This is a genomic window from Saccharopolyspora sp. 6M, assembly GCF_020176775.1.
GTDB classification, from domain to species: domain Bacteria; phylum Actinomycetota; class Actinomycetes; order Mycobacteriales; family Pseudonocardiaceae; genus Saccharopolyspora_C; species Saccharopolyspora_C gregorii.
Map to the genome: position 1 here is coordinate 1 of NZ_JAIUJZ010000005.1, position 15,835 is coordinate 15,835.

Here is a 15,835-nt window from a genome sequence, read left to right on the forward strand (position 1 = left end):
CTGCGGGAGCAGACCTGCCCCCGCCTCCAACCCACCGGCGGCCGGTACCCCGGGGGGTACCGGCCTCCAATGCGGTTCGGGAACTCAGTCCAGGTAGTCGCGCAGCACCTGGGACCGCGACGGGTGGCGCAGCTTCGACATCGTCTTCGACTCGATCTGCCGGATGCGCTCGCGCGTCACCCCGTAGACCTGGCCGATCTCGTCCAGCGTCCGCGGCTGGCCGTCGGTGAGGCCGAAGCGCAGCCGCACCACGCCCGCCTCCCGCTCGGACAGCGTCGCCAGCACCGACTGCAGCTGGTCCTGCAGCAGCGTGAACGACACGGCGTCGACGGCGACGACCGCCTCGGAGTCCTCGATGAAGTCCCCGAGCTGGCTGTCCCCCTCATCACCGATCGTCTGGTCCAGCGAGATGGGCTCCCGGGCGTACTGCTGGATCTCCAGCACCTTCTCCGGGGTGATGTCCATTTCCTTCGCGAGCTCCTCGGGCGTGGGCTCGCGGCCCAGGTCCTGCAGCAGCTCGCGCTGGATGCGACCCAGCTTGTTGATGACCTCGACCATGTGCACCGGGATGCGGATGGTGCGGGCCTGGTCGGCCATCGCGCGGGTGATGGCCTGCCGGATCCACCAGGTGGCGTACGTGGAGAACTTGTAGCCCTTGGTGTAGTCGAACTTCTCGACCGCGCGGATCAGCCCGAGGTTGCCCTCCTGGATCAGGTCCAGGAACGCCATGCCGCGGCCGGTGTAGCGCTTGGCGAGGCTGACCACGAGCCGGAGGTTGGCCTCCAGCAGGTGGTTCTTGGCCCGCTCGCCGTCCCGGACGATCCAGCGCAGGTCGCGCTTCATCTGGAACGTGAGCTTCTCGTCGGCCTCCTCGGCCTGGCGGAGCCGCTCGGCGCCGTAGAGGCCGGCCTCGATCCGCTTGGCGAGTTCGACCTCCTCCTCGGCGTTGAGCAGCGCGACCTTGCCGATCTGCTTCAGGTAGGCGCGCACCGAGTCGGCGGAGGCGGTGAGCTCGGCGTCCTTGCGGGCCTGCCGCAGCGCCTCGGACTCCTCCTCGTCCCAGACGAAGTCGGAGTCGGTCTTGCCGTCCTCGTCCTCGGGGACGGTCGGCTCCTCCGGGATCTCCACTTCGACCTCGGCGAGGTCACCCACGTCGGGCGAGGTCAGGTCGGTCTCGATCGGTTCGTCGATCTCCAGACCTTCGCCGTTCTTGGCGGTGTTCTTCGCACCGGCCTTGCCCGCGCCGGACTTGGCCGGAGCGGCCTTGGTGCCCTTCTTGGCCGCCGGCTTCGCGGCGGTCTTGCGACCCGCCGACTTCGCGGCTGTCGCGGACTTGGCCTTCGCCGCGCCGGTACCGGTCTGGCCGGTCTCTTGCGCGGACGCCTCGGTCTGGGACTGGGATGCGGACTTGGCCGACGAAGACTGGCCACCGCCGGCGGTTGCAGCGGAGCTGGAGCGTCGGGTTGCGGTTTCTGCGGCTGCCACGTACGCCCTTTCGCGACGGTCGATCAGGGCAGGCCGGAGGGCGCGAAACCTCGGCCGCCAGAGGTCGGGGACGACCCACCTGCCAGAACTTCCGAAGCGGAGTCGATTTCGGCTGAACGCCTGTTCCGGCGCCGTGCCGGAGGTTCCGGATGAGGTCGGTCGTGTTCCATTGTAACCGCGACGGTGGAGTGCGGTTCCGCTGCAAGGCGGAGATCGGTCCCGTCCCAGCGCAACGCGGTCCTTCCGAGATCACTCGGACGGACGTACCGGGGAAACGCCACGACATCGCCCCGGTCGCCGTCGAGATCAGTCTCCGAGCGCCGCCGCGGCCGTGGCCGCGCCGACGATGCCCGCGTCGTTCTTCAACGTCGCGGCCACGATCGGCGTGCGGACGTCCAGCAGCGGGAGCCACTTGTGCGCCTTCTTGCTGACCCCGCCGCCCGCGATGAACAGGTCCGGCCAGAGGAACTTCTCCAGGCCCTGGACGTAGCGGCTCACCCGCGGCGCCCACTCCGGGTAGCTGAGGTCCAGGTCGTCCTTCACCGAGGCGGCAGCCTGCTTCTCCGCGTCGTGCCCGTCGACCTCGATGTGCCCGAACTCGGTGTTCGGGACCAGCTTGCCGTCCAGGAACATCGCGCTGCCGATGCCGGTGCCGAAGGTCAGCACGACCACCAGCCCGTTCCGGCCCGCCCCTGCGCCCGAGCGCATCTCGGCGAGGCCGGCGGCGTCGGCGTCGTTGAGCACGACCACCTGATCGCGCGACTTGCCGAGCCGTTCCGCGAACAGCGCCTGCGCGTCGGTGCCGATCCAGCTCTTGTCGATGTTCGCCGCCGAATGGGCGACACCCTCCTTGATCACGCTGGGCAGGGTGACGCCGACCGGACCGGACCAGCCGAACTTCTCGACGATCTCCGCGACCGCGTCGGCCACCGCGTCCGGTGTCGAGGGGTGGGGGGTGGGGATTCGCATGCGTTCTTCGGCCAGCACACCACCGTCGATGTCCACCGGACACCCCTTGATGCCGGACCCGCCGATATCCACGCCGAAACCGCGGGCAGTGCCCATGCCCGATCCTTCCTATTCGATTCAGAACGAGGTGTGCAGACCTTATCCGCGCTGTGCTGCGATGTGAACGTGGGATTGACAGCTGACATGGACAACGAAACCCTCCGCGCCGTCGCGACGCAGGTCGCGGGCGAGGCGGCCGAGCTGGCGAGCACGATTCGTGACGAATCGGTGACCGGCGGTGCGGTGCGGACCAAGAGCACGGAGACCGATGTCGTCACCGAGGCCGACCGGGCGGCCGAGCGGCTCGTGCGGGACCGGCTCGCCGAGCTGCGCCCCGGCGAATCGGTGCTCGGCGAGGAGGAAGGCGGCGCGGGAGCGCTGGACGGGCTGCGCTGGGTCGTGGACCCGATCGACGGAACCGTGAACTACCTCTACGGCTACCCCTGGTACGCCGTGTCGCTGGCCGCGCAGGTCGACGGCCGGTCCATCGCCGGGGCCGTGGTGGAGCCGGTTTCGGGCCGGGTGTGGAGCGCGGCCGAGGGCGGTGGTGCGTTCTGCGGCGAGGAGCGGCTGCGCGCCTCCGCTGCTGACCGGCTCGACCTGGCCCTGGTGGGCACCGGGTTCGCCTACGACGTCGAGCGGCGCCGCGGGCAGGCCGCGGCGACCGGCAGGCTGCTGGGGCGGGTGCGCGACATCCGGCGTTCGGGCGCGGCCTCGCTGGACCTGTGCGCGGTCGCGGCGGGATGGCTCGACGCCTACTACGAGGTCGGGTTGAAGCGGTGGGACTGGGCGGCCGGAGCGCTCATCGCGCAGGAGGCCGGTGCGCTGCTGCGGTTGCCCGCGGCCGGGACGTCCGACGGGCTCGGTGACGAGGCGATGGTCTGCGCGGCGCCGGGCGTCGCCGACCGGCTGACCGCGGTGCTGCGCGAAGTGGGGGCGTTCGAGGTGTGAACGCCACGATGCCCGCCTGCCGTCCGGGACGGCAGGCGGGCATCGCCGCGTTCGGGGAGCCGGTGCCGGCTCAGCAGGCCACGTCGCGGGCGGCTTCCAGCAGCTCCTCGTCGATCTGCGGCGCCCGGACCTCCTGCTCGGCGGCGCCCTGCGGCTCCCGGTTCTTCAGCTCCTGCAGGATCTGCCGGGCCTCCGGCTTGTTCCGGATGTCCCGGAAGTCCTTGCCCAGCGCCAGGTCCAGCGTGTCGCCGTTGCGGTCGTCGCGCACCAGCTGCGCGCACGGGACCATCAGGCTCAGCGTGCGGGCCGCGCTCGCCCCGGCCGCGCCGAAGCGGATCTGGCCGTGGCAGTCGAGGTCGTAGTTCGGGTAGACCGGGTCGTTGTCCGGCTCACCGCCGGGCGCGAACCCGTAGTTCGTCAGCTCCTGGCTGATGAGACCGGCCTGGTTGGCCTCGCCGTTGCCGTTGAGCACCCGCACCTTCACGTCGTGGGCCGGGATGGGGTTGGTGCGGTCCAGCGCGTCGCGGGGCAGCATCTGGCCCAGCGCGGGCGGTTCCTGCTGCGGATCGGCGTCGGGTTCGGGCGGCGCGGTCGGCGCGCCCGGGACGGTGCACCGGGTGGCGGTCTCGACGTCCTCGGTGGTCTCGAAGACCCGGGTCCACATCAGACCGGACAGGACGACCAGCAGCCCCAGCACGAGCAGAGCTGGCAGCGGTCGCCGTCGCCGGTATCGGGGGCCTTGGGCGCCCCAGCGTGAAGTCGCGGCTGACACGTCCTGCCACTCTCCTCTTGCCGTCATCGGATCGGACGTTGCGCGATCAGCCTAGGCGTTGGCGGTCGGTTCCGCGTCGCCGGACAGGCCGTCGTGTCGCACTCGTTGCGTCTGCTGAAGCAGACGTTCGGGTGATCTTGTCGGATGCCTCGGTGCAGTGCACACCACACATATGGGTGACCTCATGCGTCTGCGGTTCGAGGATGGGCTACCCTCTCGGCGCCTCGGGCAGTGACGGGGAGCGAGAGCGGCTCGTTTCAGGGGGAACTTGGGGCGCAGCAGGCGAGATCACCGTCACGCATGCCTCCGGGCACAAATGAGAGCCCTGGAACGTTTACCAGCGGCACACCATTGCAGTCTCCACTATCGCAGGGGTGAATCACGATGGCGACCGACTACGACGCTCCGCGCCGCAGCGAGTCCGAGGAAATGACGGAAGACTCGTTGGAGGAGCTCAAGGCGCGGCGCAACGAAGCGCAATCCGGCGTCGTCGACGCCGATGAATCGGAGATCGCGGAGAACTTCGAGTTGCCGGGAGCCGATCTGTCCGGTGAGGAGATGACCGTCAAGGTCCTGCCCAAGCAGGCCGACGAGTTCACCTGCTCCAGCTGCTTCCTGGTGCACCACCGCAGCAGGCTGGCCGAGGAGCGCAACGGCGGCCTGATCTGCCGCGACTGCGCTGCCTGAGCAGTACCGGACGGGGGTCCGCAGGCGGGGTGGCCTGCGGTGACGCCCGGACGGGCCTGGTGGCGAGGGCGACCTGGAGGGGCGTTCTCGCGGTCGGGCCACGGCTGTCCGGGCGCAGCACGACCCGGCGGCTTGGGGCCGGTGGGCCACCGGTCCGGGGCGGGCTGATCGGCTGCGGCGAGTCGGCGGACGCGGCGAATGGGAACGGCGAAGACCGAACACGGACCTGGGCTCACGAGTGGTCGTGCGCCCAGGTTTGTTGTTTCCGGTGGCCGACGGCCGGAGTGGCGCGGTGTGCTCCGCGGATCCGCTCAACTCCGCAATGCGGCGGCCAATTGCTCCGGACGGCGGGAACTCACCACCCAGTAGGGGGTGGGGTCGTCTTCGTCGTCGAGCCAGATCCGCACCGATGCGGGTGCCCAGGGACGGTGCACCACGAATGCGGCCGGATCGAGTTCCGGGCCCAGCGCGCGCCGCTTCTCCGCGGCGGGCACCACCTCGGCGTCCTCGATGAAGCGCAGCGGCACGTGCGCGTCGCCGACCCACAGCTCCCCGCGGGTGACCTCGATCTTCGTCCGGCCGAGCCACAGCGGGACCGCCACCGCGATCGGCAGCAGCAGCACGTACGGCAGCCACGCCCGGATCCCCGGATAGCCCATGTGCACCTCGGCGGCCAGCAGGCCCGCCATCACCAGCGGCAACGGCCAGGTCCACCAGGCCGCGTACAGCCGTTCCCGGTAGGTCCGCGACTCGCCGACGTTCCCCTGACCGGGGGCGTCCGCGGCGGGGCTGGTTGCTTCTGCGCTCTCCGACACGCCTCCAGGGTAGTCTCGCCGCCCGTGCCGAACGTGAAGGTCCTGCTGACCCGTCTCGACCCCGAAGTGCCGATCCCGTCGTACGCCCGGCCCGGTGATGCCGGCGCCGATCTGGTGACGACCAGCGACCTCGTGCTGCGCCCCGGCGAGCGAGCGCTCGTCGGCACCGGCGTCTCGCTCGCGTTACCCGAGGGGTACGCCGGGTTCGTGCATCCCCGTTCCGGGCTGGCCGCGCGCGCCGGGTTGGGGGTGGTGAACTCCCCGGGCACGATCGATTCCGGGTACCGCGGTGAGATCAAGGTCTGCTTGATCAATCATGATCGTGCTGAGACCTTGTCGCTGCGGCGCGGCGACCGCATCGCCCAGCTGGTCGTGCAGCGCGTGGAGTGCGCGGTGTTCGAAGAGGTCGAGGCGCTGCCCGAATCGCAGCGGGGGACCGGTGGCCACGGATCCACCGGCGGGCACGAGGTGCTGACGGGACCGGCGTCCGCCGGTTCCGAGCACAGGACGGAGGTCTGAGGGGATGTTCGGATTGGGCCGTCGCGGGCGGGACTCGCGGCAGGACGAGGGCGTGCCGGCGGAGAGCGCGGAGGCCGCCGGGTCGGAGTCGGGCCTGGGGCCCTACGACCTCGGTGAGCTGCCCGCGGGCGACGAGGTCGAGAGGCTGGACCTGGGTTCGGTGCGGCTGCCGGTACCGGAGGGCAGCCAGCTGCAGGTCGAGGTGGACCCGGCGGGCCCGGTGCGCGCGGTGCACCTGGTGACCCGGGTGGGCCGGTTGACCATCAGCGCGTTCGCCGCGCCGCGCAGCGCCGAGCTGTGGCCGGAGGTCCGCGCCGAGCTGACCGCGCAGCTGCGCCGGGACGGCGCCACGGTCCACGAGGAGGACGGCGAGTGGGGCCGCGAGCTGGTCGGCGACTCGCCGCGCGCCGCACTGCGGTTCGTCGGCGTCGACGGCCCGCGCTGGATGGTCCGCGGGGTGGCCGCCGGGCCGGCGGAGACCGCGGAGGCCTGCTCGAAGCTGCTGTACACGGTGCTCGACGAGACCGTGGTGGTCCGCGGTGAGGACCCGCTGCCGGTGCGCACGCCGCTGCCGATCGAGCTGCCCGAATCCATCGCGCGGCACATCCAGCAGGCGCAGAACGGCGAGCAGCAGCAGGCCTGATCCCGAAGTTGATCACGCTTTCGGGTGATCGACTTCGTTTTGGCGCCAGGGTGGCGACGCGCGGCTGAGCGCGGGCTACGCTGGTGTTCGGAGCGCGCAGCAGTGCCCCGAGAAGTCATCGGAAGACCCGGTGGCCCGCCGTTCCGACGGGCTTCCGCCGATCGTGTTCAGTCCCAGGCGTACGTGGAGCGCTAGCGATGAGCAACACCGGGGGCGGCTACTGGCGCCGCTTCATGCGTCGGTTGACCAGCGACGTCGCCGAGCTCGACGCCGACGACCTCTCCGAGCGCGCGCAGGCGGACGGGGCGCAGCGCGCCTGCGACTGCCGGTGCGGCCAGGAGGCCGTGGTGCTGGGCAGGCTGCGCAGCGTGGACATGTCCCCGAAGAACTCCGCTCCGACGCTGGAAGCCGAACTGTTCGACGGCACCGAAGGCGTGACGCTGGTGTGGCTGGGGAGGCGCCGGATCACCGGCATCGAACCGGGCCGCACCATCAAGGCCCGCGGCCGGATCGCGGTCCGGGACGGCTGCAAGGTGCTGTACAACCCCTACTACGAGTTGCAGAACACCGCATGAGCGAACGCGAGACACCGGCGGCCGACCACCAGCGGCCCGCCGCCGAGCCCGAGACCGGGCAGGTGCCACCGGGCGCCGCGGACGACGCCGCGACCCCGCTGTCCGAGAAGACCCTGTTGGAGCAGATGGGCGGGGTCTCCGGCCTCGCCTACTCGGCCGTGCCGATCGTGGTGTTCGTGCTGGTGAACGCGTTCACCGGGATGATGCCCGCGATCTGGTCGGCGATCGGCCTGGCGGTGGCGATCGCGGTGTGGCGCCTGGTGCGCAAGGAACCGCTGCAGCCCGCGATCTCCGGGGTGCTGGGCGTGGCCGTGTGCTCGTTCATCGCCTACCGCTCCGGGGACGCCAAGGGCTTCTTCCTGCTGGGCATCTGGACCAGCTTGGTGTACGGCGGCGTGTTCCTGCTGTCGGTGCTGGCGCGCTGGCCGCTGGTGGGCGTGGCCTGGTCGGCGCTGAACTCGCTGGGCTTCGGCTGGCGCAAGCAGCGGGCGGCGCTGCGCGCCTACGACATCGCCACGCTCGCGTGGGTGGTCGTGTTCGCCGCCAAGTACGTGGTGCAGCAGTGGCTGTACAACGCGGACGAGACCGCGTGGCTCGGGTTCGCGCGGATCGCGATGGGCTACCCGCTGACGGTGCTGGCGCTGCTGGTGACCGTGTGGGCCGTTCGCCGCGCCTCGAAGATCGCGCAGGAGGCCGCGGACCGCGAGCAGGCCGAGCGCGACGCCGCCGACCGGGCCGCGTACGCCCGCCACACCCTGCCCGAAGGCGAGAACTGAGCTCCTCCCGCCTCCGCTCGCCGCGGGGACGGGTGAACCTCAGGCGCGTCCTCGTCGCGGGATCGTCGGCTCCGCCGCACGGGGGCGCCGTCCCCGCGAGGGCGGCGCTGAAGCACCCGCGGGGCCCTGCTGCCCAGATGGTGGCTGGCTCCCCGCCTGCGGGAGCAGGGGGACTCCGCTACCAGTCGCTCAGCGGCCGTGGACCGCTTCGCGGATCTGCGGCTCCACCTCGGCCGCCGCCACGAACAGCAGCTCGTCGCCGGCCTCCACCGGGTCGTCCTGCTGCGGGACGATGACCCGGCCGCCGCGCAGGATCGTCACCAGCGCCGCGTCCGGCGGCAGCGCCAGGTCCCGCACCCGGCGGCCCGCGAGCGAGGTGTCCGGGGGCAGGGTGATCTCCACGAGGTTCGCCTGGCCCTGCCGCAGCGTCATCAGCCGCACCAGGTCGCCCACGTTGACGGCCTCCTCGACCATGGCGGCGAGCATCCGCGGCGTGGACACGGCCACGTCGACGCCCCAGGAGGTGGTGAACAGCCACTCGTTGCGCGGGTCGTTGACCCGGGCGACGACGCGGCGCACCGCGAACTCGGTCTTCGCCAGCAGCGAGACCACCAGGTTCACCTTGTCGTCGCCGGTGGCCGCGATGACCACGTCGCAGGACTGCAACCCGGCCTCCTCCAGCGAGGCGAGTTCGCAGGCGTCGGCGAGGACCCACTCCACGTCGGGGAGGGTCTTCGGCCGGTAGTTCTCGGTGCCGCGCTCGATGAGCATGACCTGGTGGCCGCCGTCGAGCAGCTCACCGGCGATGGAGTGGCCGACGGCCCCGGCGCCGGCGATCGCGATGCGCATCACTCGGTCTCCTCTGGTGCGCGCAGCGCCGCCGCGGTGACGTCGGTGACGGTGCCGGACAGCGCGGCGACGTAGACGTCGTCGTCGGCTTGGATGACGGTCTTGCGGTCGGGCAGCACGCCGCCGCCGAAGCGCATCACGAACGCCACCCGGGCGCCGGTGGTGTCCTCCAGCTCGACGACGCGCCTGCCGACCCAGTCCTCGTGCAGCGGCAGCTGCAGCACGGCGACGGCGCCGGACGGTTCGCGCCAGGCGGTCGCGACCCCTTCGGGCAGCAGCATCCGCAGGAACCGGTCGGTGGTCCACGGGACGGTGGCCACGGTGGGGATGCCGAGCCGCTCGTACACGGCGGCGCGCTTCGGGTCGTAGATGCGGGCGACGACGTGCTCCACGCCGAACGTCTCGCGCGCCACCCGGGCGGCGATGATGTTCGAGTTGTCGCCGTTGGAGACGGCGGCGAACGCCGCGGCGGATTCGATGCCCGCTTCGGTCAGCACGTCCCGGTCGAATCCGTTGCCGGTGACCTGGCGGCCGGTGAAGTCCTTGCCGAGCCGGTGGAACGCGCCCTCGTCCTTGTCCACCACGGCGACGGTGTGGTCGAGCCGTTGCAGGGCGGCGGCGAGGGATGCCCCCACCCGGCCGCAGCCCAGGATCACGACGTGCACGGCCTTGTCTCCTCATCACGGGCGGTCGGCGGCACGGCGGCCGACCGCCGCGCCAGCGTGACGGTACCCGGCGAGGCGGCTGCGCGGCTGCCGCACGCTCGCCGGCGGGGAACCGCCGCTCTCAGCGTGTGCACGGTAGCCGAGGCCGACGGCGCCGGTCACGCGGCCGGGGGCGGGGAGACCTGCGCCACGGGCGGGCCCGGCGGCGCGCGCGAGCGGAGCACTTACGCTCATGCCCGTGTCCAAGCTCGCGACCGCGACGAAACGCCTGCTGGTAGGGCGTCCGTTCCGCAGTGACCGGTTGTCGCACACGCTGTTGCCGAAACGGCTGGCGCTGCCCGTGTTCGCCTCCGACGCCATGTCCTCGGTGGCGTACGCACCGGAGGAGATCTTCCTGGTGCTGTCCGTGGCGGGCCTGTCCGCCTACGCGTGGACGCCGTGGGTGGGAGCGCTGGTCGCGCTGGTGATGCTCACCGTGGTGGCCAGCTACCGGCAGAACGTGCGGGCCTACCCGTCCGGCGGTGGCGACTACGAGGTCGCGACCGTGAACCTCGGCAGGCACGCCGGGTTGACGGTGGCCAGCGCGCTGCTCGTCGACTACGTGCTGACCGTCGCGGTGTCGATCTCCTCGGCGGCGGCGAACGTCGGCGCGCTGATCCCGTTCGTGGCCACCCACAAGGAGTGGTTCGCGGTCGCGGCGATCGTGGTGCTCACCGCGATCAACCTGCGCGGCCTGCGCGAATCCGGCGGCTTCCTGGCCGTGCCGGTGTACGCGTTCCTGCTCGGCGTGCTCGGGATGATCGTGTTCGGCCTGTTCCGGGCCGTGGTGCTGGACCAGCCGATGCGCGCGGAGAGCGCGGGCGTCGAGGTCATGCCGGACGAGAACCAGCTGGCCGGGCTCGCGTTCGTGTTCCTGGTGATGCGTGCGTTCTCGCAGGGCGCGGCCGCGCTGACCGGGGTGGAGGCGATCAGCAACGGCGTTCCCGCGTTCCAGAAGCCGAAGTCGCGCAACGCGGCGACGACGCTGCTGATGATGGGCGCCATCTCGGTGGCGATGCTGATGGGCCTGATCTGGCTCGCGCAGCTCACCGGGGTGCGGCTCGCGGAGAACCCGGCGGCGCAGATCACCTCGGCGCCGCCCGGCTACGTGCAGCACACGATGGTGGCGCAGATCGCGGGCGCGGTGTTCGACGTGTTCCCGCCCGGTGCGTTCTTCGTGACGGCGGCGACCGCGATCATCCTGGTGCTGGCGGCGAACACCGCGTTCAACGGGTTCCCGGTGCTCGGATCGATCCTCGCCCAGGATCGCTACCTGCCGCGCCAGTTCCACACCCGGGGCGACCGGCTGGCGTTCTCCAACGGGATCCTGTTCCTCGCCGCGTTCGCGGTGGTGCTGGTGCTGGCCTTCGACGCCGAGGTCACCCGGCTGGTGCAGCTGTACGTGGTGGGCGTGTTCGTGTCGTTCACGGTGAGCCAGACCGGCATGGTGCGGCACTGGAACCGGCTGCTGCGCAAGGAGCAGGACCAGGCGGCGCGGCGCCGGATGCGGCGTTCCCAGGCGATCAACGCGTTCGGGCTGGTGCTGACCGGATCGGTGCTGGTGATCGTGCTGGTGACGAAGTTCGCGAAGGGCGCGTGGATCGCGCTGGCGGCGATGGGCGCGATCTACCTGCTGATGACGGCGATCCGCAGGCACTACGACTCGGTGCAGGAGGAGCTGGCGGAGTACGACGCCGAGCCCGCGGTGCTGCCGTCGCGCAACTACGCCCTGGTGCTCGTCTCGCAGCTGCACCTGCCGACGCTGCGCGCGCTGGCCTACGCGCGCGCCACCCGCCCCGACACGCTCGAAGCGGTCACCGTGAACGTCGACGACGCCGGGACCAGGAAGCTCACCGCCATCTGGGAGTCGAAGGACATGCCGGTGCCGCTGAAGGTCATCGAGTCCCCGTACCGTGAGGTGACCCGGCCGCTGATCGAGTACGTGAAGCGGATCCGCCGCAACAGCCCCCGTGACGTGGTCACGGTGTTCATCCCGGAGTACGTGGTGGGGCGCTGGTGGGAGCAGGTGCTGCACAACCAGAGCGCGTTGCGGCTCAAAGGCAGGTTGCTGTTCGAGCCGGGGGTGATGGTGACGAGCGTGCCGTGGCAGCTCGCGTCGTCGACCCGGGCGAAGCAGCGCGCCAAGACCCGGGTGATGCCGGGCGCGTTGCGCCGCGGTTTGGGCGAATCGAAGGGGACTGAACGTCGGTGACCGAGAAGTTGGATTGGACCGGCAGGCGCCTGAAGCTGGACGTGGGGCCGGTCGCGCACGGCGGCCACTGCGTGGCCAGGCACGAGGGGCGCGTCGTGTTCGTGCGCCACGCGCTGCCCGGCGAGGTGGTGCTGGCCGAGGTCACCGACGACCCGGGCAAGGGCTTCTGCCGGGCGGACGCCGTCGAGGTGTTCACCGCCGCGGAGGGGCGCGTCGCGCCGCCGTGCCCGCTGGCCGACATGGCGCTGGGCCACGACCGCTGCGGCGGCTGCGACTGGCAGCACGCCGACCACGGCACGCAGCGGGAGCTGAAGGCGGCGGTGCTGCACGAGCAGTTGCAGCGCCTCGCCGGGCTGGACCGGTCCGTCGAGGTGCAGGAGCTGCCCGGCGGGCCGTTGCGCTGGCGCACCCGGGTGCGGCTGGCCGTGGACCGGGTCGGGCGGCCCGGGTTCCACCCGCACCGCAGCCACCGGGTGCTGCCGGTACAGGACTGCCCGATCACGGTGCGCGGTGCGCTGGACGGGCTCACCGACCGGGAGTGGCCGCAGGGCGCCGAGCTGGAGGTCGCGGCCGACGCGGACTCCGCGGTGCACCTGACGCTGCGCGAACGCGCCCCGCAGCGCCGCCGCGGCAAGCGCGGTGCCGTCGTGAGCACGCCGGTGCACGGTTCCGCCACGGCGCGGGAGCAGGCCGCCGGCCGCTCCTGGGACGTGTCCGCGGACGGCTTCTGGCAGGTGCACCCGGCGGCCGCCGACACCTTCGCGCGGGCCGTCGCCCGGATGGCGCAGGTTCCGGCGGGCGGGGTGGCCTGGGACCTCTACGGCGGGGTGGGGCTGTTCGCCTCGGGGCTCGCCGCGCAGGCCGGGCCCGCCGGGGACGTGCTGCTGGTGGAGTCCTCGCGGCGCGCCACCGAGGACGCCGTGGCGAACCTCCGCGACCTGCCGCAGGTGTCGTTCCGGGCGGGCACCGTGGAGGAGGTGCTGGCCGACGAGGAGCTGCCCGCACCGAACGTGGTGGTGCTGGACCCGCCGCGCAAGGGCGCCGGGCGCCGCATCGTCGAGGCCGTGTGCGCGGCGGGGCCGGAGCGCGTGGTCCACGTGGCCTGCGATCCGGCGGCGCTGGCGCGGGACGTGAGCCTGTTCGCCGAGCAGGGCTACCGGCTCGCGGACCTGGAGGCGTTCGACGCGTTCCCGATGACTCATCACATGGAGTGCATAGCCCTCCTGACCCGCGGCTGATGCCTGTCTCGCTGTCTTCTGCTGCGTAGGGCTGGGGCGGCGGAACCTCAGCGGGATTCTCGCTGCGGGATCTTTTTTCCTAGTGGCTCGGCCACGAGCAAAAAAGCTGTCCTCGCGAGAATCCCGCTGAGAACCCGCGGGTGGTCCTGTTGCGTGCGTGGGCGCTGCTCATCGGCTTCGCCGCTGACAGGACAGGGCTATGACGCGGCCGGCTTCCCGGGCCGGGTGGTCGTCCGCCTCGAACGTGCGACGTGTGCGGTGAGTGGTCGCGTTGGTCGGAACGGGTGGTGCTGGTCCGCTCGACTGGAGGAAATCCCGCTGCGCAAGCCGTTCCCAGTTGTCGCCGGGTGTTCGTTGTGGCCGGTGAGACCGGTGCGGGCGTCGCCTTGACCGGTGATCCGGCCTCCCCGGTGGCGTGCGTACCTTGTCCGGAGCGGGTGGTCGTGCTCCGTAGACTGGTCGCGGTTCCCCGAGGGTGAGCCCGGCCGTCGCGAGGCGCCCCGCCCCGGTGGTGAAGGCATGTGATGCGGGATGACGAACGAGGTGGAGCGGTGACGCTGCTGGAATCCGTGCAAGGTCCGGCCGACCTGAAACGCCTGGAGCACGGTGAGCTGGTGGAGCTGGCCGCTGAGATCCGCTCCTTCCTGATCGAGAAGGTGTCCCGCACCGGCGGGCACCTCGGCCCGAACCTGGGCGCCGTGGAGCTGACCTTGGCGGTGCACCGGGTGTTCGACTCACCGCGGGACGCGGTGGTCTTCGACACCGGGCACCAGGCGTACGTGCACAAGATCGTGACCGGTCGTCAGGAGGGCTTCGACCGGCTGCGCAAGCGGGACGGCCTGTCCGGCTACCCGTCGCGCGCCGAGAGCGAGCACGACCTGGTGGAGAACTCGCACGCCTCCACCTCGCTGTCCTACGCGGACGGGCTGGCTCGGTCGTTCCAGCTCACCGGCGGCGGCAGGCACGCGGTGGCGATCGTCGGCGACGGCGCGCTCACCGGCGGCATGTGCTGGGAGGCGCTGAACAACATCGCCGCCGACCAGGAGCGCCCGCTGGTCATCATCGTCAACGACAACGGCCGCTCCTACGCGCCCACCATCGGCGGGTTCGCCGAGCACCTCTCGGCGCTGCGGCTCAACCCGGGCTACGAGAAGGCGCTGGAGCGCGGCCGCAGCACGCTGCGCAACCTGCCCGTGGTCGGCAGGCCGCTCTACACCGGCCTGCACGCCGCGAAGTCCGGGCTCAAGGACGCGTTCAGCCCGCAGGTGATGTTCTCCGACCTCGGCATCAAGTACCTCGGCCCGGTCGACGGGCACGACATGAAGGCCATGGAGCAGGCGCTGGCGATGGCGCGCTCCTTCGGCGGCCCGGTGATCGTGCACGCCGTCACCCGCAAGGGCAACGGCTTCGCCCCGGCGGAGAACCACGAGGCCGACCAGATGCACCAGGTGAAGGTGATCAACCCGGAGACCGGGCTGCCGACCTCGCCGACGCCGAAGAGCTGGACGAACGTGTTCTCCGACGAGCTGGTGCGCATCGGTGGCGAGCGCTCCGACGTGGTGGCGATGACCGCCGCGATGCTCGGGCCGACCGGCCTGGACAAGTTCGCGAAGGCCTATCCGGACCGCTGCTTCGACGTGGGCATCGCCGAGCAGCACGCGATGACCTCCGCCGCGGGCATGGCGATGGGCGGGCTGCACCCGGTGTTCGCGGTGTACTCGACGTTCCTGAACCGCGCGTTCGACCAGCTGCTGATGGACGTGGCGCTGCACCGCCAGCCGGTGACGGTGACCTTGGACCGCTCCGGCATCACCGGTGACGACGGTGCCAGCCACAACGGCATGTGGGACATGTCGATCCTCGGCCTGATCCCGGGCATCCGGGTGGCGGCGCCGCGCGACGCGGTGACGCTGCGGGAGGAGCTGCGCGAGGCCGTCGCCGTCGACGACGGGCCGACGGTGGTGCGGTTCTCGAAGGGCTCGGTCATCGAGGAGGTCCCGGCGCTGGAGCGCGTCGGCGGCGTCGACGTGCTGCATCGGCCGGACGGGGGCGAGCGCAGCGACGTGCTGCTGGCCGTCGTCGGCGCGTTCGGCGAGACCGCGGTGGCCGCGGCGCGGCGCCTGGCCGCGCAGGGCATCGGCGTCACCGTCGTCGACCCGCGCTGGGTGACGCCGGTGCCGCAGCAGGTCGTGACCATGGCCGCCGAGCACGAGCTGGTCGTCACCCTGGAGGACGGCGGCAGGCACGGCGGATTCGGCTGGGCGCTGGCGGCCGCGCTGCGCGACGCCGGGGTGGACGTGCCGCTGCGCGACCTGGCGGTGCCCAACGAGTTCCTGCAGCACGCCTCCCGCGAGCAGGTGCTGGCCGACCTGGGCCTCACCGAGCAGGACGTGGCGCGCCGCGTCACCGAGTGGGTCGCGGACCGGCTCCGCGACCAGCAGCAGGTCGCCGAGCTGGACGGTCCGGCCCGCCGCGAGGCCTGAGCAGCACGACCGGGGGGGCCCCCCCCCCCCCCGGGGGGGGGGCCCCGCGGGGGCCCCCCCCCGATGAGCGCCCCACCCCCGGCGGGGTCTGGGCTACCGCGGGGGACAGTTAGGTGTG

15 protein-coding genes are annotated in these 15,835 nt (G+C 71.8%); 9 read left to right on the plus strand and 6 right to left on the minus strand.

Annotation, left to right across the window (positions count from 1 at the left end; translation table 11 throughout):
- Positions 1–84 precede the first annotated feature (84 nt).
- Both LCD31_RS00615 and ppgK read right to left on the minus strand, forming a co-directional pair.
- The gene (locus tag LCD31_RS00615; RefSeq protein WP_224955405.1) at positions 85–1,485 is read right to left on the minus strand and encodes an RNA polymerase sigma factor; all 1,401 of its coding nucleotides are present in this window, start codon (positions 1,483–1,485) and stop codon (positions 85–87) included.
- A gap of 306 nt (positions 1,486–1,791) precedes the next feature.
- Entirely contained in the window at positions 1,792–2,550 is a 759-nt protein-coding gene (ppgK, locus tag LCD31_RS00620) for a polyphosphate--glucose phosphotransferase (RefSeq protein ID WP_224955406.1), read from the minus strand.
- An 87-nt stretch (positions 2,551–2,637) separates the two neighbouring features.
- Here ppgK and LCD31_RS00625 point away from each other — a divergent pair, with 87 nt between their 5' ends.
- The gene (locus LCD31_RS00625; protein WP_224955407.1) at positions 2,638–3,444 is read left to right on the plus strand and encodes an inositol monophosphatase family protein; all 807 of its coding nucleotides are present in this window, start codon (positions 2,638–2,640) and stop codon (positions 3,442–3,444) included.
- Between the two features lie 70 nt (positions 3,445–3,514).
- On the opposite strand, the gene cei is transcribed toward LCD31_RS00625, so the two are convergent.
- Positions 3,515–4,243, minus strand: coding sequence for an envelope integrity protein Cei (gene cei, locus LCD31_RS00630; protein WP_224955408.1), 729 nt, complete (start codon positions 4,241–4,243; stop codon positions 3,515–3,517).
- Positions 4,244–4,600: 357 nt separating this feature from the next.
- Between cei and LCD31_RS00635 the strand changes: the two genes are divergently transcribed.
- Positions 4,601–4,903, plus strand: coding sequence for a DUF4193 domain-containing protein (locus LCD31_RS00635; protein ID WP_224955409.1), 303 nt, complete (start codon positions 4,601–4,603; stop codon positions 4,901–4,903).
- 311 nt (positions 4,904–5,214) lie between these two features.
- Here LCD31_RS00635 and LCD31_RS00640 read toward each other — a convergent pair whose 3' ends face one another.
- The gene (locus LCD31_RS00640; protein WP_224955410.1) at positions 5,215–5,718 is read right to left on the minus strand and encodes a DUF3093 domain-containing protein; all 504 of its coding nucleotides are present in this window, start codon (positions 5,716–5,718) and stop codon (positions 5,215–5,217) included.
- Positions 5,719–5,742: 24 nt separating this feature from the next.
- Between LCD31_RS00640 and dut the strand changes: the two genes are divergently transcribed.
- From dut to LCD31_RS00660, 4 genes are all read left to right on the plus strand, one after another.
- On the plus strand, positions 5,743–6,237 hold the full coding sequence (gene dut, locus LCD31_RS00645) for a dUTP diphosphatase (protein WP_224955411.1): 495 nt from the start codon (positions 5,743–5,745) through the stop codon (positions 6,235–6,237).
- Positions 6,238–6,241: 4 nt separating this feature from the next.
- The gene (locus LCD31_RS00650; RefSeq protein ID WP_224955412.1) at positions 6,242–6,880 is read left to right on the plus strand and encodes a DUF3710 domain-containing protein; all 639 of its coding nucleotides are present in this window, start codon (positions 6,242–6,244) and stop codon (positions 6,878–6,880) included.
- Between the two features lie 197 nt (positions 6,881–7,077).
- Entirely contained in the window at positions 7,078–7,455 is a 378-nt protein-coding gene (locus LCD31_RS00655; RefSeq protein WP_224955413.1) for an OB-fold nucleic acid binding domain-containing protein, read from the plus strand.
- A complete protein-coding gene (locus LCD31_RS00660; protein WP_373689967.1) occupies positions 7,452–8,231 on the plus strand; it encodes a DUF3159 domain-containing protein in 780 nt (259 codons plus the stop codon). Before LCD31_RS00655 ends, LCD31_RS00660 begins: the two co-directional genes overlap by 4 nt.
- A gap of 189 nt (positions 8,232–8,420) precedes the next feature.
- On the opposite strand, the gene LCD31_RS00665 is transcribed toward LCD31_RS00660, so the two are convergent.
- Positions 8,421–9,080, minus strand: coding sequence for a TrkA family potassium uptake protein (locus LCD31_RS00665; protein WP_224955414.1), 660 nt, complete (start codon positions 9,078–9,080; stop codon positions 8,421–8,423).
- A complete protein-coding gene (locus LCD31_RS00670; RefSeq protein ID WP_224955415.1) occupies positions 9,080–9,745 on the minus strand; it encodes a TrkA family potassium uptake protein in 666 nt (221 codons plus the stop codon). The genes LCD31_RS00665 and LCD31_RS00670 overlap by 1 nt, the downstream gene beginning before the upstream one ends.
- Before the next feature lie 238 nt (positions 9,746–9,983).
- Here LCD31_RS00670 and LCD31_RS00675 point away from each other — a divergent pair, with 238 nt between their 5' ends.
- The 3 genes from LCD31_RS00675 to dxs all read left to right on the plus strand — a co-directional run bounded on the left by LCD31_RS00675 (position 9,984) and on the right by dxs (position 15,717).
- Positions 9,984–11,996: an APC family permease gene (locus tag LCD31_RS00675; RefSeq protein ID WP_224955416.1), complete on the plus strand. Its 2,013-nt coding sequence runs from the start codon at positions 9,984–9,986 to the stop codon at positions 11,994–11,996.
- The gene (locus LCD31_RS00680; RefSeq protein ID WP_224955417.1) at positions 11,993–13,234 is read left to right on the plus strand and encodes a class I SAM-dependent RNA methyltransferase; all 1,242 of its coding nucleotides are present in this window, start codon (positions 11,993–11,995) and stop codon (positions 13,232–13,234) included. The genes LCD31_RS00675 and LCD31_RS00680 overlap by 4 nt, the downstream gene beginning before the upstream one ends.
- A gap of 551 nt (positions 13,235–13,785) precedes the next feature.
- A complete protein-coding gene (gene dxs, locus LCD31_RS00685; protein ID WP_224955418.1) occupies positions 13,786–15,717 on the plus strand; it encodes a 1-deoxy-D-xylulose-5-phosphate synthase in 1,932 nt (643 codons plus the stop codon).
- The last annotated feature ends 118 nt before the right edge of the window (positions 15,718–15,835 follow it).